At 70.2% G+C, this 21,199-nt stretch carries 1 protein-coding gene and 1 pseudogene; both read right to left on the reverse strand.

What is annotated here, in order from left to right:
• Positions 1-43 precede the first annotated feature (43 nt).
• Positions 44-15,733: a type I polyketide synthase gene (locus tag H5J31_RS28410; RefSeq protein WP_181775723.1), complete on the reverse strand. Its 15,690-nt coding sequence runs from the start codon at positions 15,731-15,733 to the stop codon at positions 44-46.
• Positions 15,734-16,012: 279 nt separating this feature from the next.
• Positions 16,013-21,187 (reverse strand): annotated as a pseudogene (locus tag H5J31_RS28415) (type I polyketide synthase); the annotation flags it as partial.
• Between the last annotated feature and the right edge of the window lie 12 nt (positions 21,188-21,199).

Genomic DNA, 21,199 nt, shown 5'->3' on the forward strand with positions numbered 1-21,199 from the left:
ATTCTTCCGCCCTCGAAGCGATCGGGATCTGGGGTCGAGCAGGTCAGGAGTTGCCGAAACCCTTGTCCAGCAAGTCGAACAATTCGTCAGCGGTGGCTTCCTCGAGGTCGCCGTCGCCGTCGTCCTCGGGTCCGCGCCTTCCGTCGTTCCAGTCGGCGAGGATCGCGGCCAGCCGGGCGCCGATCCGCTCACGTTCGCGCCGGTCCGCGGTGAAGACGGCGAGCGCGCCGGAGAGCCGGTCGAGCTCGGCGTCCACGCCGGGAGCGACCTCTTCGTCGACGAGTTCGCCACGCAGGTACTCGGCCAGTGCCGACGGCGTCGGATAGTCGAAGACGAGGGTGGCGCTCAGTTTCAGTCCGGTGGCCACGTTGAGCCGGTTTCGCAGCTCGACCGAGGTCAGCGAGTCGAAACCGAGTTCCCGGAAGGATCGGTCGGGCTCCACGTAGTCCGAGTCGTGGTACCCGAGGACCAACGCGGCCTGCTCCCGGACCACCTCGACGAGTGTCTCGTCCTGTTCGGCCGTGGTCAGCCCCGCGAGGCGTGCCCCGAGGGTCGCCGTGGTGTCGCCGACCGACGAGACCGTCGCCCGGCGGGTCACCACCTTGACGAGACCGCGCAGCAGCGGCGGTACCTCATCCGCCGACGCCTGTCCCGAACCCAAGTCCAGGTTCAACGGCACCAAGACCGCGTCCGCGCGAGCACGAGCCGCGTCGAACAGCGCGATCCCCTGCTCCGGACTCAACGCACCGCTACCCGACCGGGAAACCCTGGCACGGTCCGCGGCGCTGAGCGTCCCACCCATGCCGCCGTTTTCCTGGTCCCACAGGCCCCACGCCAACGACAACCCCGGCAAACCGTTCGCCCGACGATGAGCCGCAAGCCCGTCCAGGAAGACATTCGCCGCCGAGTAATTCGCCTGCCCCGGATTACCGAACACACCCGACGCCGACGAAAACACCACGAACTCAGCCAAATCAAGGCTCTTCGTCAACTCATGCAAATTCCACGCCGCATCCGCCTTAGGACGCAGTACCCCGGCAACACGATCAGGAGTCAACGACTCCACGATGCCGTCATCCAGCACACCAGCGGTATGCACCACGGCCGTCAAATCCACAGTAGACAGAACCTCGGCCAGCGCATCACGATCAGCCACATCACACGCCACCACGGACACTTCGGCACCCAGACCGGTCAGCTCATCGATCAAAGCATCCGCACCCGGAGCCGCCACACCACGACGACTCACCAACAACAGCTTCCGAGCACCCTGATCGACCACATGCCGCGCCACCAAAGCACCCAAATTCCCGGTACCACCAGTGATCAACACCGTCCCCGCAGGATCGAGGGAGCGCGGCACACTCAAGACAACCTTGCCCACATGCCTCGCCTGCGACATGAACCGGAACGCCTCCGGCGCCTGCCGCACATCCCACACCCGAGACGGCAACGGCGAAAGCACACCAGCCTCGAACAACCCCACCAACTCGGCCAACATCTCACCGATCCGCACCGGACCGGCCTCCACCAGATCGAACGCCTGGTACCGGACGCCGGGGTAATCGGCCGCGACCTGCCCCGGCTCACGGACATCCGTCTTGCCCATCTCCGCGAACCGGCCACCCCGCGGCAACAGCCTCAACGAGGCGTCGACGAACTCACCCGCCAACGCGTCGAGGACCACATCCACACCACGACCCTCGGTCACCTCAAGGAATTTCGCCTCGAAACCGGTATCCCGCGACGACGCCAGGTGGTCGTCGGAAACACCCAGCGCACGAACCGCGTCCCACTTCGCCGCACTCGCCGTGGCAAAGACCTCGACACCCCAATGCCGGGCCAACTGCACCGCGGCCATACCCACACCACCCGCGGCCGCGTGGATCAACGCCGCCTCACCGGAACGGACATCCATCAGATCACGCAAAGCATAGAACGCCGTGAGGAAGACGATCGGAACCGACGCGGCGTCCACAAAGGACCATTCGGCCGGGATCCGTGCCAGCATCCGGGAGTCCGTCACCGCCACCGGCCCGAACGCCCCCGACAGCAGCCCCAGTACCCGGTCTCCAGGGACCAGCCCCGTGACGCCGGAGCCGACCTCCAGCACCACACCGGCACCTTCGATACCCATCAGACCCGCGTCGCCGGGATACATGCCCAGCGCGTTCAGCACGTCACGGAAATTCACCCCCGCCGCCCGCACCTCGACCCGGACGTCCAGATCACCCAACGGATCCCCGGCCTGCGGCCAGGACACCAACGACAGGTTCGACAACGTGCCCTTGCCGACACTGTCCAAGCGCCACAGTGCCTCGCCGATCGGCGGCGCCAGGTCGGCCGACCCCGAAGCCCGGTCCAGCCTCGCGGCGAAGACGTCGCCACCGCGCGCGACCAGCCGAGGTTCGCCGGAGACCGCCAACGCGCGCTCCAGGGACTTCGGGTCCTCGTCCACGTCGACCACGGTCACCCGGTCCGGATGTTCGCTCTGCACGCTCAGCAGCAGACCCCACACCCCTGAGGCCGCGAGGTCCAGCACGTCCTCGCCGGTGCTCGCCGCGACCGCCCGGTGGGTCGCCACAACCAGGTGCGCATCGGCAAAGGCCTTGTCCGAAAGCCATTCCTGGACGAGTGCCAGTACAGCAGAGGTCAGTTCGGTCGTATCCCGGCCGACGGCCGCGCAGTCCACGACCACGATCGGTGGCACGCTCGCGCCCACCGACTTCAGGTCGAAGCCCCGCAACGTGCTCCACTCGGGCGCCGCGTCCGCCGGGGTGACCGGCTCCCACATCAAGCGGAACAGGTTGTTGTCGGCGTAGTCGCCGGCGTTGGGCAACGACTCCTCGGACACTTCACGCAGCACCAGCGAGTCCACCGAAGCGATCGGCCGTCCCGTGCTGTCCGCCACCTCGATCGACAGCGAGTCCGCGCCGGTCTTGGTCAGTTTCACCCTGGCCGCGGCCGCGCCGACCGCGAACAGGGACACGCCCGACCAGGCGAACGGGATACGCCCACCCTCGGGCGCGTCCTCACGCAGGGCCCACGCGTGGAGACCGGCGTCGAACAACGCCGGGTGCAGCCCGAAGCGCCCGGCCTCACCGGCCGCTTCGGGGGGCAACGCCACGTTCGCGAACACCTCGTCGTCCCGCACCCAGACGTCGTGCAGGCCCTGGAAGCTCGGTCCGTAGACGAAACCCGCCTCCGCCAGTCCTTCGTAGAGGCCGGTGACGTCCACCCGGCGCGCGCCGGCGGGCGGCCACTCCGTCAGTCCGGCGCCGGGTTCCTCGGCCCGCACCGACAGTGCTCCCGTGGCGTGCCTGGTCCACACCCCGTCGGCGGCCGCGCCGTCGAACCGCGAATGGATCGAGAGCACGCGCCTGCCTTCGTCGTCCGGTTCCCCGACCACGACCTGCAGCTGCACCCCGTCCGTTTCCGGCAGCACCAACGGTGCCTGCAAGGTCAGCTCTTCGAGGTGGCCGCAGCCCGCCCGGTCGCCAGCCGAGACGGCGAGGTCCACCAGTGCGGTACCCGGGACCAGCGCCCGGCCCAGGATGACGTGGTCGGCGATCCAGCCGTGTGTCCGCACGGACACGCGGCCGGTCAGCACCACCCCGTCACCGTCGGCCAGCTCGACGGCGGCCCCCAGTAACGGGTGGTCCTCGGCGGTGAGCCCGAGCAGCGCGGGTTCCGCCTTGCCACTGAAGGAGGTGGTCTCCAGCCAGTAGGGCACGCGCTGGAAGGCGTAGGTCGGCAGGTCGACGGTCCGGGCACCGGTACCGTCGAACACCGACTCCCAGTCCACTGTGGAGCCGTCCACGGACAACCCGGCCAACGCCGTGATCGCGCTCCGCGCTTCCGGCCGGTCGGCCCGCAGCACGGACCGGAACACCGCGTCCGAAGCGGGCAGGCAACCCTGTGCCATGGCGGTCAGGACGCCGTCCGGTCCCAGCTCGACGAACTTCGTCACGCCGTGCGCGGCGAGGGTCTCCACGCCGTTGAGGAAACGGACGGCCTCCCGGACATGACCGACCCAGTACGCGGGCGTGGCCTGTTCGCCGGTGACGGCACCGGACACATTGGACACGATCGGGATACGCGGCTCATGGAAGGTCAGTCCGCCGAGGACCTTCTCCCATTCGGCGAGCATCGGTTCCATCAGCGGCGAGTGGAAAGCGTGGCTGACCGGCAGCCGCTTGGTCTTGCGGCCCTGCGCGGAGAACTCGTCCGCGATCCGCAGCACCGCGGCAACCTCGCCCGAGACCACCACGGACCGCGGCCCGTTGACGGCGGCGATGTCCACCGCGCCGGCGGCGTTCTTCACCTGCACCAGCACCTCGTCCTCGGTGGCCTCCAGCGCGACCATGGCGCCGATGCCCACCGGCAGCGCCTGCATCAGGCTGCCGCGGGCCGCGACCAGCGCGCAGGCGTCGGCGAGGGAGAACACCCCGGACACGTGCGCGGCGACGAGTTCACCGAGCGAGTGACCCAGCAGGAAGTCCGGCCGGATTCCCCAGGACTCCAGCAGCCGGAACAGCGCGGTCTCGACGGCGAACAAGGCCGCCTGCGTGTAAACGGTCTGATCCAGCAGCTGGGGCTCGCCGAACACCACCTCCCGCAACGGCTTGTCCAGGTACCGGTCGAAATGGGCACAAGCCTCGTCGAACGCCTCGGTGAACACGGGGAACTCGGTGTACAGCTCGCGTCCCATGCCGAGTCGTTGGGCGCCTTGACCGGTGAACAGATAGGCCAGCTTTCCGCCGACCGAGGTGCCTTCCACCACCGAAGGGTCGGTGCCGCGCTCGGCCAGGCCGTGCAGCGCACGCGAAGCGGCGGACCGGTCCTCGGCGACGACGACGGCCCGGTGTTCCCAGGACGTCCGCGAAGAGACGAGCGAGTAGGCCAGGTCGAGCAGCGAATCCGTGCCCTGTTCCATGGCCGCGGCCAGCCTGCCCGCCTGTGCCCGCACGGCCGCGGCCGTCCTGCCCGTCACCACCAGCGGGAGGGCGGAAGGAATCCTCGTGCCCGACGGCGGGACGACCGCCTCGGCGGGTGCCTGTTCCAGGATGGTGTGGGCGTTCGTCCCGCTGAAACCGAACGAGGACACCGCGGCCCGGCGGGGATGCCCGTTTTCCGCCCAGTCCCGGGTTTCGGTGAGCAGCTCGACCGCGCCCGCGGACCAGTCCACCTGTGCCGACGGCGCGTCCACGTGCAGGGTCTTGGGCAGCACGCCGTGCCGCATGGCCATGACCATCTTGATGATGCCCGCCACCCCGGCGGCGGCCTGGGTGTGCCCGACGTTGGACTTGACCGACCCGAGCCACAACGGCTCCTCGCGATCCTGTCCGTAGGTCGCCAGCAACGCCTGCGCCTCGATGGGGTCCCCCAGCGAGGTCCCCGTGCCGTGCGCCTCCACAGCGTCCACTTCGGACGCTCGAAGCCCGGCGTCGGCCAGCGCCGCGCGGATCACCCTCTGCTGCGAAGGACCATTCGGCGCGGTCAAGCCGTTCGAGGCGCCATCCTGGTTCACCGCGCTGCCCCGCACCACGGCCAGGACGTGATGCCCCTTGCGCCGGGCGTCCGACAGCCGCTCGACCAGGAGCATCCCGACACCTTCGCCCCAGCCCGTTCCGTCGGCGCCGTCGGCGAACGCCTTGCACCGGCCGTCGGCCGCCAGGCCGCGCTGGGCGCTGAACTCGACGAACGCGCCCGGGGTGGACATGATCGTGACCCCGCCGGCGAGGGCCATCTCGCATTCGCCGCTGCGCAGGGACTGCACGGCCCAGTGCAGGGCCACCAGCGAAGACGAACAGGCGGTGTCGACCGTGACCGCCGGGCCTTCCAGCCCGAAGGTGTACGCGACCCGGCCGGACATCACGCTGGCCGAGTTGCCCGTGCCGAGGTGACCGTCGTGGCTGTCTTCGGCACCGGCCAGCACCACCAGGTAGTCCTGCCCGTTGGAACCGACGAACACACCGGTCCGGCTCCCCCGGACGGACGCCGGGTCGATCCCCGCGCGTTCGAAGGCCTCCCACGACGTCTCCAGCAGGAGCCGTTGCTGCGGGTCCATCGCCAGTGCTTCACGCGGCGAGATGTCGAAGAACGCCGGATCGAAATGCGCGGCGGTGTCGAGGAAGGCACCGTCGCGGGTGTAGGTGGTGCCAGGGTTCTCCGGATCGGGGTTGTAGAGCGTCTCCAGATCCCAGCCCCGGTCCGCCGGGAAGTCGCCGACGGCGTCCACCCCGTCCGCGACCAGCTGCCACAGCTGCTCGGGGTTCTCCACCGCGCCGGGGAACCGGCACGCCATACCGACGATCGCGATCGGCTCGCCGTCCACCATGACAGACCGCTCGGTGGTCACCTCGGCCAAGCCGCCGACCAGCTCGTCGAGCAGGTGCCCGGCCAGGACGAGGGGGTTCGGATAGTCGAAGACCAGGGTGGTCGGCAGGTCCAGACCGACCGCCGGGACCATCCGGTTGCGCAGTTCCACCGCGGTCAGGGAGTCGAAACCCAGCTCACGGAAGGCACGGTTCGGCTCGACGACGTCCGGGCCGGTGTACCCGAGCACTGCGGCGGCCTCGGTCCGCACCAGGTCCAGCAGGGTCGCCAGCTGCCCGGCGCGGTCCAGCCGGGCGAGCTCCTCCCGCAGTCCAGAGGTGGGGGTTTCGACCTGGATGCCCGCCGCCTCCGGCAGTTCGGTGAGCAGGGGGCTGGGGCGCCGGGAGGTGAACACCGGCGCGAACCGGGCCCAGTCCACATCAGCCACGGTCACCGCCGTGTCGTGCTTCGCACCTTCCAACGCCGCCAACGCCCGCTCAGGAGCCAACGCCGTCAAACCACGTTTGGCCAGCTGCGCACCTGCTTCTCCGACAGCCATCCCCGCTTCGGCCCACGGACCCCACGCCACCGACAGGCCCGCAAGACCATCGGCACGACGCTGTTCGACGAGCGCGTCCAGGAACGCGTTACCCGCCGCATAAGCAGACTGACCACCACTGCCCCACGTCGCCGCGATCGACGAAAACACAATAAACGCGTCAAGGCCCTCGGTCAGCTCATGCAGATTGACCGCACCCGCGACCTTCCCCGCCACCACCGCACGGAACTCTTCCTCGCCGCAGTCCACCAGTGGTGTCGACTGGGCGACACCAGCCGCGTGCACCACCACCGACAAATCCGGCAGCCCGCCGACCAGCTCGGCCACCGCCGCACGATCAGCCACATCACAGGCCGCCACGGTGACCGTGGCACCCGACTCGCGCAACTCCGCCGCGAGATCCTCAGCCCCCGGTGAAGCGACCCCACGACGACTGACCAGCACCAGATGCTCGACACCCCGCTCGACCAGCCACCGCGCCACCTGACCACCCAGCGCACCGGTCCCACCGGTCACCAACGCCGTACCACTCAAGGCCCACGGCTCCTGACCGGCAGCACCGGCCCGCACCAAACGACGCGCGAACACACCCGACGCCCGAACCGCCACCTGATCCTCGACACCGGCCAGCAGACCCAGCACCCGGTCGTCACCCGAAGCCGGCAGATCGATCAACCCACCCCACACCTCGGGATGCTCCAACGCAGCGACCCGGCCCAAACCCCACACCTGCGCCGACTCCGGCGCCCACAACCGATCCGACCGGCCGACCGACACCGCACCCCGGGTCACCGCCCACACCTTCGAGCCCGTACCCACCGCGGCCTGCACCACCAGCAACGTCGACGCAGCATCCAAACAAGACACAACACCGGCGAAACGACCAGGCACCAACAACTCTGAGAGATCCGGCTTGTCGGCGACGACCACCTCGCCGAGACTCGCGAGAGCGTCACCTTCCGGCAAAGGCTCCGGTGACAGCACCAACCACTCGCCCTCCGGCCGGGCTTCAGGCACCCGCACCGGCACCCACTCCGCCCGATACCGCCAACCCTCGACCACAGAAGACTCACGACGCTTCCGGCGCCACGCGGACAACGAAGACACGAGGCTGTCCAAGGGCTGACCGGCTTCGATCGCCAGGGACTTCGACAGCGACTCCAGGTCTTCACGCTCCACCGCGTCCCAGAACGCCGCGTCGACGTCGTCCATCGGGGACGCGGTGGCGCTGCCCAGCTCCAGCCAGAAACGCTCGTGCTGGAAGGCGTAGGTGGGCAGGTCCACCGTGTTTCCGTTGACCAGCGCGGTCCAGTCCACCTCGGTGCCCCGGGTGTGCAGCGCGCCCAGCGCGGTCATGGCGGTGCGGACCTCAGGCCGGTCACCACGGAGCAGCGGCACGAACAGGGCCTCGGCGTCAGGAAGACAACCCTGCGCCAGCCCGCTCAGCACACCGTCCGGGCCCAACTCGACGAACGATGTCACACCCTGCGCAGCGAGAATTCCCACACCATCGGCGAAACGCACCGACCGACGCACATGATCCAGCCAATACCCCGGCGACGCCCAATCAGCACCGAGACCACCGGACACAGTGGACACCAGCGGAATCTCCGGCGCGTTGAACGTGATCCCGTCGAGCACTTCGGCGAACTCGGCGAGTATCGGCTCCATCAACGGCGAATGGAACGCATGACTCACCTCAAGACGCTTCGTCTTACGACCCTTAGCCGCGAACTCCTCAGCAATCCGGGAAACCACAGACTCGACCCCGGAGATCACCACCGAATTCGGGCCATTCACCGCCGCGATCCCGAACTCGGGCGACAACACGAACTCGTCCTCGGTCGCCTCGATCGCGACCATCACCCCACCAGCAGGCAACGCCTGCATCAGGCGACCACGAGCCGACACCAGTTTGCCCGCGTCCTCCAACGAAAACACACCAGCAACATGCGCGGCCGCGATCTCACCGATGGAGTGACCCATCACAAAATCGGGACGCACACCCCACGACTCGACAAGCCGATACAGCGCGACTTCCAAAGCAAACAGAGCCGGTTGCGCGAACTCCGTCCGACCAAGATCACCCAACGACGGCAAAAACTCACACGCAGCATCAAAAGCCTCAGCGAAAACAGGGAACTCCGCATACAGCTCCGCCCCCATACCCACCCGCTGAGAACCCTGACCAGCGAACAAAAACGCCGAACGGCCACGGGAAACCGCCCCGGTGACGACGTCGGCCGAGGAGGTGCCTGCCGCCAGCGCGGTGAGCGAGGTCAGCAGTTCGTCCCGGTTCGCGCCGAGGGCCACGGCGCGGTGTTCCAACGCCGACCGCGTCGTGACCAGCGAGAAGGCCACGTCCGCAAGCTCCCCATCCTCAGTGGACAGAAGACGACCGGCCTGTGCCCGCAGGGCCGCCGGGGTCTTGCCGGACAGCACGAACGGCACCACCGAGGGCAGCCGCGGGTCGGCGGCCGGCTCGACGGCCGGGGCCTGTTCGAGGATCGTGTGCGCGTTCGTCCCGCTGATCCCGAAGGACGAGACGCCTGCCCGCCGGGGACGGCCGGTGTCCGGCCACGCACGGGCACCGGTGAGCAGTTCCACCGCACCGGCGGACCAGTCCACCTGAGTGGAGGGTTCGTCCACGTGCAGCGTCTTGGGCAAGACGCCGTGCTGCAGGGCCATGACCATCTTGATCACCCCGGCCATCCCCGCCGCGGCCTGGGTGTGCCCGAGGTTGGACTTGACCGACCCGAGCCACAACGACTCTTCCCGGTCCTGTCCGTAAGTCGCCAGCAACGCCTGCGCCTCGATCGGGTCGCCCAGTGCGGTCCCGGTGCCGTGCGCCTCGACAGCGTCCACTTCGGACGGTTCCAGTCCGGCGCTCGCGAGGGCCGCGCGGATCACCCTCTGCTGCGATGGACCGTTCGGCGCGGTCAACCCGTTCGAGGCGCCGTCGGAGTTGATCGCACTGCCGCGGATCACGGCCAGCACCCGGTGGCCGTGGCGCTGAGCGTCCGACAGCCGCTCGACGAGCAGCATGCCCGCGCCTTCGCCCCAGCCGGTGCCGTCGGCGGCATCGGCGAACGGCTTGCAGCGGCCGTCCGCCGCCAGCCCGCCCTGTGCGCCGAACTCCTCGAACGCGTTCGGGGTGGACATGATGGTGACCCCGCCCGCCAGGGCGAGTTCGCATTCGCCCTTACGGAGCGCCTGTGCGGCCAGATGCAGTGCCACCAGCGAAGAGGAACAAGCGGTGTCGACGGTGATCGCCGGGCCTCCCAGCCCGAAGCTGTAGGCGATCCTTCCGGACGCGACGCTGGGCGTGGTGCCGGTCAGCACGTGGCCCTGCACCCCGTCGGGCGCCTCGGCGCCCACCGCGTAACCCTGTGCCGCGGCGCCCACGAACACACCGGCCTGGCTTCCCCGGACCTGCGCCGGGGTGATCCCGGCGCGTTCGAACGCCTCCCAAGCGGTCTCCAGCAGCACTCGCTGCTGCGGATCCATCGCGAGCGCTTCCCGCGGCGAGATGCCGAACAAGCCGGGGTCGAACTGGGCGGCGTGGTAGAGGAAACCACCTTGGGGCGTGTAGGACTCGTCCGCGGTGGTGGTCCAGCCACGGTCCGTGGGAAACCCGCCGACCGCGTCGGTCTCGGCGGTCAGCAGCTCCCAGAGGTCTTCCGGCGAAGCCACCCCGCCGGGGAACCGGCAGCCGATGCCGATGATGGCGATCGGCTCGTCGTCCGCCCGCGCCCTGGTGGCCACCGACCGTTCGGCCGGGGTCGAACCGGCCAGCTCACCGAGCAGGAACCGCGCCAGCACGGCGGGCGCGGGGTGATCGAAGACCGTCGTCGCCGGCAACCGCACTCCGGTGACGGCGTTGAGCCGATTGCGGAGGTCGACGCCGGTGAGCGAATCGAAGCCCAGCTCGCGGAACGCGCGATCGGGTTCGATCGCCTCGGCCGAACGGTAACCGAGAACCGCGGCGGCTTCGGCGCGGACGAGGTCGAGCAGTACGCGTTCAGCCTCGGCCTCGGACAGCGCGGCGAGCCGTTGCCGCAGGGTCGCGTCGCCGAGTCCGGTGCCGGCCACCGCCTTGCCGCGTCCCGGCCGGATGCCGGCCAGGCCGTGCAGCAACCGCGGGACTTCGCCCTTCGCGCCGCGCAGGCCGTCGGTCTGGAGCCGGATCGGGACCAGCAGCGGTTCGTCCGCGGCCAGTGCCGCGTCGAACAACTCAAGCCCTTCGGCTTCGCCCAGTCCCTCGACCCCGTCACGGCTGAGCCGCGCGACGTCGGCTTCGCCGAGATGCCCGGTGATGCCACCGAGCCGTGACCAGAGGCCCCATGCCAGTGAGGTGGCCGGGAGCCCGGCGGCGCGCCGCCGATGGGCCAGTGCGTCCAGGAAGACGTTGGCGGCGGCGTAACCCGCTTGCCCAGCGGCGCCGAAGACCCCTGCGGCTCCCGAAAACATCACGAACAGGGCCAGGTCGAGGTCGCGGGTGAGTTCGTCGAGGTGCACCGCCGAGTCCACTTTGGACCGGAAGGTGGCGCTGACGCGTTCCGGGGTCAGCGTGTCGACGAGACCGTCGTCCAGCGCGCCCGCGGTGTGCACGACACCGGTCAGCGGCCGGTCCAGCCCGCGCAGGACCGCGGCGAGCTGCTCGCGGTCGGCGACGTCGCAAGCGGTCACCCTGACCTCGGCGCCCAGTCCGGTCAGTTCGCCGGCCAGCTCGCTCGCTCCGTCGGCGTCGGGCCCGCGACGGCTGAGCAGGAGCAGGTGACGCACCCCGTGTTCGGTGACGAGGTGCCGCGCCACCAGTCCACCCAGGTTGCCGGTACCGCCGGTGATCAGCACGGTCCCGTCCCCGCCGAGTCCCTCCGGCGTCTCACCCTGGACGACACGTGCCAGACGCGGCACGAGCACGACGCCGTCCCGCACGGCCAGCTCGGATTCACCGGTGGCCAGCGCCGCGGCGAGCAGGCCGAGATCGGCGGAACCGGTGACGTCGGCCAGCGCGAAGCGGCCGGGGTTCTCCGAACGCGCGGAGCGCACCAAGCCCCAGACCGCCGCCGAAGCGGAGTCCGGTACGTCCTCACCGGGGTCCGCGGCGATCGCGCCGTTGGTCACGAAGACCAGCCGTGAGCCTGCGAACCGCTCCTGCGTCAGCCAGTCCTGCACCACTTCCAATGCCTTGTGGACTGTCCGATGTGGATCACCTTCGACGTCCTCCCAGTGCAGCAGGACGGTGTCCGGCACGGGCTCGCCGTCGGCCAGTTCCGGGTACACCGGCAGCACGGCCGACTCGGCATCGGGCAGCGGGAGGGTTTCCCAGCCGACCCGGAACAGGTTCTTCGACCGCCCGGCTCCCGCCGCCGAGGCGGGCCGCAGCGCCAGGGACTCCACCGCGGCGACGGGATTTCCCGCGCCGTCGGCGGCCAGGAGTGACACGCTGTCACCCGCGTGCCGGGTCAGCCGGATCCGCAACGCCTGTGCGCCGGTCGCGTGGAGGGACACGCCGGTCCAGGAGAACGGCAGGTACGCCCCGCCACCGCCGAACGACACCGCGCCCAATGCGTGGAGGCCGGCGTCGAGCAGCGCGGGGTGCAACCCGAAGTCGCCCGCGCCGGCGTGCTCCTCACGCGGCAGCTCGACCTCGGCGAACACCTCGTCCCCGCGTTCCCACACCGCGCGCAGGCCACGGAAGACCGGACCGTACTCGAGGCCGACACCGGCGAGTCCGGCGTACAGGCCGTCGATGTCGACCGGCTCGGCCTTCGCGGGTGGCCAGGTGTGCAGGCCCTCGGCCGTGCCCGGGTCCGGTGAGAGGGCGCCCGAGGCGTGTCGCGTCCACGGCATCCCCTCCTCTTCCCGGGAGTAGAAGACCAGGCCACGCGCACCCGTGTCGTCGGCCGCGCCGACCACGAGTTGCACCTGGACGCCGCCGGTCGCGGGCAGCACCAACGGCACCTCGACCGTCAGCTCCTCGACCCTGGCGCAGCCCACCCGGTCACCCGCCTGCACCGCCAGTTCCACGAAAGCGGTGCCCGGCAGGAACACCCGCCCCAGCACCACGTGCTCGCCCAGCCACGGGTGGGTGCTCAGCGAAAGCCGTCCGGTGAGCAGGACTTCGTCGCCTCCGGCCACTTCGACCACGGCGCGGAGCAACGGGTGCTGTCCCATGGCGCCGAGCCCGGCGCCGGCGACGTCGCCGTGCAGCGCGGGCGAACTCGTCGGCCAGTAGCGCTCGTTCTGGAACGGGTACGTGGGCAGGTCTTCGGGAACAGTCCCGGCCTCGCCGAGGAGAGTTCGCCAGTCGACGTCCGCACCATGGCAGAACGCCTCACCCGCGGAGAGCAGGAACCGGTCCAACCCACCCTCGTCACGACGCAACGTGCCCACCACCGGGACATCCACGGTGTCCTCTATCGCCATCGTCAACACCGGATGAGCGCTGACTTCGACGAACATCTGCTGACCCTCGGCAGCCAGGTGCTCCACCGCGTCGGCGAACCGCACCGTCTGACGCAGATTCCGATACCAATAACCACCCGTCAACTCGACCGTGTCCAGCCATCGGGAGTCCACAGTGGAATAGAACGGTATGTCGCCCGTGTGCGGGGTCACCGGGGCCAGCAACTCCGCGAGTTCCGTCTCGATCCGCTCCACATGAGCCGAATGCGACGCGTAGTCCACCGCGACCAACCGGGCTCGAATGCCTTCAGCCTCGTAGCGAGCCTTCGCCTCGGCCAACGCTTCAGGGTCACCGGACAACACGACCGCGTTCGGACCATTCACCGCCGCGATCGACACACCCTCACCGACCTCCGTCACCGGAGCGGCCACCGACAACATGCCACCCAGACCAGCCAGCTCGGCGGCGATCGCCTGACTCCGCAACGCCACCACGCGCGCGCCGTCTTCCAGGCTCAAACCACCCGCGACCACCGCAGCGGCGATCTCACCCTGCGAATGACCCACCACCGCCGACGGGACCACACCGAGCGAGCGCCACACTGCGGCCAGCGACACCATCACCGACCACAACACCGGCTGAACAACATCAACCCTGGTCAAAGCAGCCTCGTCGCCCAACACCTCAAACAGAGACCAATCCACAAAGGACTTCAACGCCTCGGAACACTCCGCCATCCGCGAAGCAAAGACCGGGCTCTCACCAAGAAGAGCCGAGGCCATCCCCAGCCACTGCGAACCCTGACCAGGGAACACAAAAACCACACGCTCAACACCCGAGCCAGAACCACGCACCACACCAGCAGGCAACCCGCCCGACGCCAACGCGGCGGCCAAACCAGCCTGATCCTCACCGACCAGCACCGCGCGATGCTCGAACACCGAACGACCGGTCAGCCCCGCCGCGACACCAGCGGAGTCACGGTCGGCGGCGAAGTCGGCGAGCCGGGCGGCGGTCTCGGTCAGCGCGCCCGCCGACTTCGCCGACAACACCCACGGCGTCACCGGCGCAGGCACCGTGACGACGGGTTCGACCGCCGGAGCCTCTTCGACCACCACGTGCGCGTTGGTCCCGCTCATGCCGAAAGCGGACACCCCGGCCCGGCGGGGGGTGGTGCCCGCCTGCCAGTCCTGGACCTCGGTCAGCAGCTCCACCGCACCCGCCGTCCAGTCCACATGGGACGAAGGCTGGTCGGCGTGCAGCGTCTTCGGCAGTTTTCCGTGCCGCAGGGCCATGACCATCTTGATCACGCCCGCCACACCCGCCGCGGCCTGCGTGTGACCCAGGTTCGACTTCACCGAACCCAACCACAACGGCCGGTCCCGGTCCTGGCCATAAGTCGCCAGCAACGCCTGCGCCTCGATCGGATCACCCAGCGCGGTACCCGTACCGTGTGCCTCGACAGCGTCCACATCGGACGGTGAGAGTCCCGCACTGGCCAGCGCCGAACGGATCACCCGCTGCTGCGACGGACCATTCGGCGCCGTCAAACCATTCGACGCACCATCCTGGTTCACCGCACTGCCACGCACCACAGCCAAGACCCGATGACCGAGCCGCTGCGCGTCCGACAACCGCTCCACCAACAGCACGCCGACGCCTTCGCCCCAGCCCGTGCCGTCGGCACCCTCGGCGAAGGCCTTGCACCGGCCGTCGGCGGCCAGCCCGCCCTGCGCGGAGAACTCCAGGAACGCGCCGGGCGTGGACATGATCATCACGCCGCCCGCCAGCGCCATCGTGCACTCGCGGCGGCGCAGGGCCTGCACGGCGAGGTGGATCGCGACCAGCGAGGACGAGCAGGCGGTGTCGACCGTGACCGCGGGGCCCTCCAGGCCGAAGGTGTAGGAGAGCCGCCCGGACACCACGGCGGCGGCGTTGCCGGTGAGCAGGTGGCCCTCGGTGTCCTCGGCGGAGGTGCGCAGGACCGCGGCGTAGTCCTGGCTGCTCGTGCCCATGAACACGCCGACCCGCGCACCCGACACCGCGTCGGGGACGATGCCCGCGCGCTCGAAGGCTTCCCAGGAGGTCTCCAGCAGCAGCCGCTGCTGCGGGTCCATCGCGAGTGCTTCCCTCGGGGAAATGCCGAAGAACGCGGGATCGAATCCGGAGGCGTCGTCGACGAACCCGCCGAGCTTGGCGAACCCCGGCTGGTCGAGCTCCCAGGCACGGTCGCCGGGGAAGCCGCCGACCGCGTCGGTACCCGCCAGCACCAGGTCCCACAGCTCCTCCGGCGTGCGGACCCCGCCGGGGTACCGGCAGCCCATGCCGACGATGGCGATCGGCTCCTGCTCGGCCACTTCCCGTTCGCGCAGCCGCCTGCGCGTTTGATGCAGGTCAGTGGTGGTCAACTTGAGATACTCGCGAAGTTTTTCTTCACTGGCCAATCTGAGCCACCTCGATCACCGCAGACCACGAATACACCCTTGACCGGCACGATCGATCTCGGTACCGGGAACCAAAGAAAAAAGTATTCGACGAGCGACGGGGGCGACAACCCCTAGGTAACCCCTAGGTACCGCACATCAGCGACACAGGCCGACGACCTGCGTATTGTCCACCATTATTCTCGACTGCCATTTCCGGAAAAGCATAGCGCAAACAATTTGTTTTCACGATTTCCCCGCGGGCGAATTCCCGAAGGAATTCGCCCGCGGGGACGCCGATTACCTGCCGAGCTCGTTGTTGATGAACGCGAAGATCTCGTCGTCCGAGGCCTCGTCCAGGAGGTCGGCGACCGCCGACTCCTCCTCGGTCTCCCCGTTCCCCGTCAACCTCGCCAGCGCGGCGTTCAGCCTCGCGGTGACCGAGCCGAGCACCTCCGGGTCGGCCGCCAGCCGCGCCAGGGTGGCATCGAGCTGGTCCAGCTGCCCGAACAGGCCGTCCACACCCGTACTGTCCCCGGACCGCAGCTGCTCCAGCAGATAGTCGGCCAGCACGGCGGGCTTCGGGTAGTCGAAGACCAGCGTGGCGGGCAACGTGAGCCCGGTGGCGGCCCGCAGCTGGTTGCGCAGATCCACCGCGGTCAACGAGTCGAAGCCCAGCTCGCGGAACGCCCGGCCCGGTTCGATGGCCTCGGTGCCGCCGTACCCGAGCACCGTCGCCGCTTCGGCACGCACCAGTTCGAGCACGGTCCTGGTCTGCTCCGCCGGTTCCATCGCGGCCAGCTTGTCGCGGAGGCCGGCCGAGCTGTCTTCGTCCGCCACGGGATCGTCCTCGACGAGCTCGCGGACCTCAGGCAACCCGGTGAGCAGCCGGCTCGGCCGCCGCGTGGTGAACACCGGGGCGAACCGGCTCCAGTCCACGTCGGCGACGGTCACCGTGACGTCCTCCCGTGCCTGCTCCAACGCGGTCAGCGCGCGCTCCGGGGCCAGTGCCCGCAATCCCCGCTTCGCCAGCCCCTCGCCTGCCTCGCCCTCGGCCATGCCCCCGCCTGCCCAAGGACCCCAGGCGATCGCCAGCCCCGGGAGCCCGTCGGCACGACGCTGCTCGATAAGGGCGTCGAGGAACGCGTTCGCGGCGGCGTAACCGCTCTGCCCGCCGCTGCCCCAGGTGGCCGCGATCGACGAGAACACGACGAAGTCGGACAGCGACCTTTCCTTCGTGAGCTCGTGCAGGTTCACCGCGCCGTCGACCTTCGCGGAGATCACCGCCGCGAACTCCGCCTCGGTGCAGTCCGGCAACGCCGTCGACTGCGCCAGCCCCGCGGCGTGCACGACGACCGAGAGGTCCGGCAGACCGTCGAGCAGGACGGCCGTCGCCGCCCGGTCCGCGACGTCGCAAGCGGCCAAGGTGACCTCGGCACCGAGGTCCCGCAGCTCGGCTGCCAGTTCTTCGGCACCGGGGGACTCCGCGCCACGGCGGCTCACCAGTACCAGGTGGCCGGCGCCGCGCCGGGCCAGCAACCGGGCGACGTGCCCGCCGAGAGCGCCCGTGCCCCCGGTCACCAGCGCCGTACCGGAGATCGACCAAGGCCCGGGAACCGCCGGAGCGGCAGGCGTCAGCCGCCGGGCGAACACGCCGCCGGACCGCACCGCCACCTGGTCCTCGGTCCCGTCGGCCAGCAGCCCGAGCAACGCGGTCAGCGTGTCGTCGCCCAGGTCGGCGGGCAGGTCGACGACGCCACCCCACACTTCGGGCAGCTCCAGCGCCACGACCCGGCCCAGCCCCCACACCAGCGCCTGCTCCGGCGCGTCCGGCCGGTCCGCAGGCCCGGTGGACACCGCACCGCGGGTGACGGACCACACCTTCCCGGCGCTCTCGATGTCCACCATCGCCTGTACCAGTGCCAGGGTGGCGGCGGCGTCCAAAAAGGACAGCACGCCGTCCGCGCCCGCCTCGGTGAGCCGCGCGGCCCAGCCGTCCCGGCCGGTCACATCGGACACCAGCTCGGCGTCCAGTTCGGCGGCGAGCGCGGTCGCCGTGGGGTCGTCCGCCTCGCAGGCCACCAGCCACCGGCCGGTCGGCCTGCCACCGGTGACACCGACCGGCGTCCAGCCGACGCGGTAGCGCCAGCCTTCCGCCACGGAGGAATCCCGCTGCCCGCGCCGCCAGGCGGAGAGCGCCGGCAGCACACTGCTCAGCGACTGGTCGCCGCCCGCGGCCGTCAGGCCGGTCAGCGATTCGAGGTCCCCGGTGTCCACCGCCGCCCAGAACCGCTCGTCCACCGCGTCCGCCACGGACTGGCCGGGTGCGGCGGGGGAAACCCAGTACCGGTCCCGACGGAACGGGTACGTGGGCAGGTCGACCCGGTTGCCGTCGAGCAACGCGGGCCAGCTCACCGCCGCGCCATGGGCGTAGAGCGCCGCGACGGCCGTCACCGCGGTCCGCGCTTCCGGGCGGTCGCCACGCAACACCGGTACGAACAGCGCTTCCCCGTCGGGCAGGCATCCCTGCGCCATCGCGGTCAGCACGCCGTCCGGGCCGAGCTCCACGAACTTCGTCACCCCCGCGGCGGCCAGCGTCGCCACCCCGTCGGCGAAGCGCACAGCCTCGCGGACATGCGAAACCCAGTAAGCGGGCGTGGCCAGCTCACCGCCGAGCGAACCGGTCACGTTGGACACCACCGGGATCTCGGGTTCGTGGAAGACGATCGTGTCGAGCACGCGACCGAACTCTTCGAGCATCGGGTCCATCAGCGAGGAGTGGAACGCGTGGCTCACCACCAGCCGCTTGGTCTTGCGGCCCTGCCCGGCGAACTCATCGGCCACCGCGGACACCGCGGCGTCGGCGCCGGAGAGCACCACGGACCGCGGACCGTTGATCGCGGCGATGTCGATCTCACTGTCGGCCTTCTCCAGCAGGCTTCGCACCTCGTCCTCGGTCGCTTCGACGGCGACCATCGCTCCTTCGGTGCCCGAGGGGAGCTCCTGCATCAGCCTGCCGCGCGCGGCCACCAGTTTGCAGGCGTCCGCCAGCGAGAACACGCCGGCCACATGGGCCGCGACGAGCTCCCCGACGGAATGCCCGAGCAGGTAGCCGGGCCGCACCCCCCAGGACTCCAGCAGGCGGAAGAGCGCGGTTTCGACGGCGAACAGGGCAGGCTGGGTGTACTCCGTCCGGTTCAGCGACGCGGGATCGCTCAGGATCACCTCCAGCAGCGGCAGGTCGAGGTACCGGTCGAACTCGGCGCAGACCGCGGCGAGCGCCTCGGCGAACACCGGGAACGCCGCGCTCAGCTCGCGGCCCATCCCCGGCCGCTGCGCGCCCTGGCCGGTGCACAGGAAGGCGGTCCGGCCGGTGGAGACCACACCACGGGCGATCCCCGGCGCCGAGCCGCCTTCGGCGACGACGTCGAGCGCCCGCAGCAGCTCGGCACGGTCCCCGCCGGTCACCACGGCGCGATGGTCCATCGCGGACCGGTCGACGGCCAGCGAGAAGGCGACGTCCGCGACAGCGGGCGCACCGGACTCCACAAAGGACTTGAGTTCGGCGGCCCTTGCCCGCAGCGCGGGCTCGTCACGGGCGGAGAGCACCCACGGCACTGTGTCCGACGGTACGGACGGCACCGCGGGCGCCGGGGCCGGAACCGGCGGCGGAGCCTGTTCGATGATGGTGTGCGCGTTGGTCCCGCTGATGCCGAACGACGAAACCGCCGCGCGCCGGGGACGTCCGTTCTCCGCCCACGGCCGGGCCTCGGTCAGCAGCGACACCGCACCGGCCGACCAGTCCACCTGCGAGGTGGGCTCGTCCACGTGCAACGTCTTCGGCAGCAGGTCGTGCCGCAGGGCCATGACGACCTTGATGATCCCGGCGACGCCCGCCGCGGCCTGGGTGTGGCCGATGTTGGACTTCACCGAACCCAGCCACAGCGGCTGGTCCCGATCCTGCCCGTAGGTCGCCAACAACGCCTGCGCCTCGATCGGATCACCCAACGCCGTACCCGTGCCGTGTGCCTCCACCATGTCCACATCGGACGGTCCGAGGCCCGCACTCGCCAGCGCCGCGCGGATCACCCGCTGCTGCGAAGGACCGTTCGGCGCGGTCAACCCGTTCGACGCGCCATCGGAGTTGATCGCGCTCCCGCGCACCAGCGCCAGCACGGGGTGACCGTGGCGTTCGGCGTCCGACAGCCGCTCCACGAGCAGCATCCCGACGCCCTCGCCCCAGCCGGTACCGTCCGCGCCCTCGGCGAACGCCTTGCACCGGCCGTTCGCGGCCAGCCCGCCCTGGGCGGAGAACTCCACGAACGCGCCCGGCGTCGACATCACGGTGACCCCGCCTGCCAGCGCCAGCTCGCATTCCCCGGCGCGCAGGGCCTGCACAGCCCAGTGCAGCGCCGTCAGCGACGAGGAGCACGCCGTGTCGACGGTGACCGCCGGTCCCTCCAGCCCCAGCGCGTAGGCGACGCGGCCGGACATCACACTGGCCGAGTTGCCGGTGCCGCGGTAGCCCTCGAGGTTCTCCTCGGCTTCGAGCACCAGCGTCAGGTAGTCCTGGCCGTTGGAGCCGACGAACACGCCGGTCCGGCTGCCTCGCATGGACTCCGGGTCGACCCCGGCCCGCTCGAAGGCCTCCCACGAGGTCTCCAGCACCAGCCGCTGCTGCGGGTCCATCGCCAGCGCCTCCCGCGGGGAGATCCCGAAGAACGCCGGATCGAACTCACTGGCGCCGTGCAGGAACGCGCCCTCCTTGGCGTCAGAGCCTCCGGAGGCCCCGTCGCCCGGGTGGTGAAGCCGGTCCAGGTCCCAGCCGCGGTCGGCGGGGAAACCGCCGACGGCGTCGCGGCCGTCGGCGATCAGGCTCCAGAACTCCTCCGGCGAGCGGACCCCGCCGGGGAACCGGCAGCCGATGCCGACGATCGCGATCGGCTCGTCGGCACGGCCGGCGAGCACGGCGGGTTCGGCCGCGGCCGGGGTATGGCCGACGAGTTCGGCGCACAGCCAGGCCGACAGCACCGACGGGGTCGGGTAGTCGAAGACGAGGCTGCTCGGCAGCGGCAGCCCGGTGGCGGCCTCCAAGGAGTTCCGCAGCTCCACCGCGGTCAGGGAGTCGAATCCGAGGTCGCGGAAGGCCCGGTCGGCGGCCACCGAGTCACGCCCGGGATATCCGAGCACCGCGGCGGCTTCGGCCCGCACGAGGTCCATCAGCACGGTTTCCTGCTGTGGCCGGGACAGCCCGGCGAGCTTGCCGTCGAGCAGTCCCGGTGCCGCTTCGGCCGGTTCGCCGGTTTCGGCGATCGCCGCCTCCGGCAACTCGGCCAGCAGCCGGGCGCCACGGGTGCCGCTGAACAACGGAGCGAACCGGCCCCAGTCCACGTCGGCCACGATCACGGACGGCCGCCCGGCGGCCACACTGACCCCGAGTGCCTGCACCGCCAGCTCGGGGTCCATCCCCGGCAGGCCGAGCGCGCC

Source organism: Amycolatopsis pittospori, assembly GCF_013870525.1.
In the GTDB taxonomy this organism is placed as follows: domain Bacteria; phylum Actinomycetota; class Actinomycetes; order Mycobacteriales; family Pseudonocardiaceae; genus Amycolatopsis; species Amycolatopsis pittospori.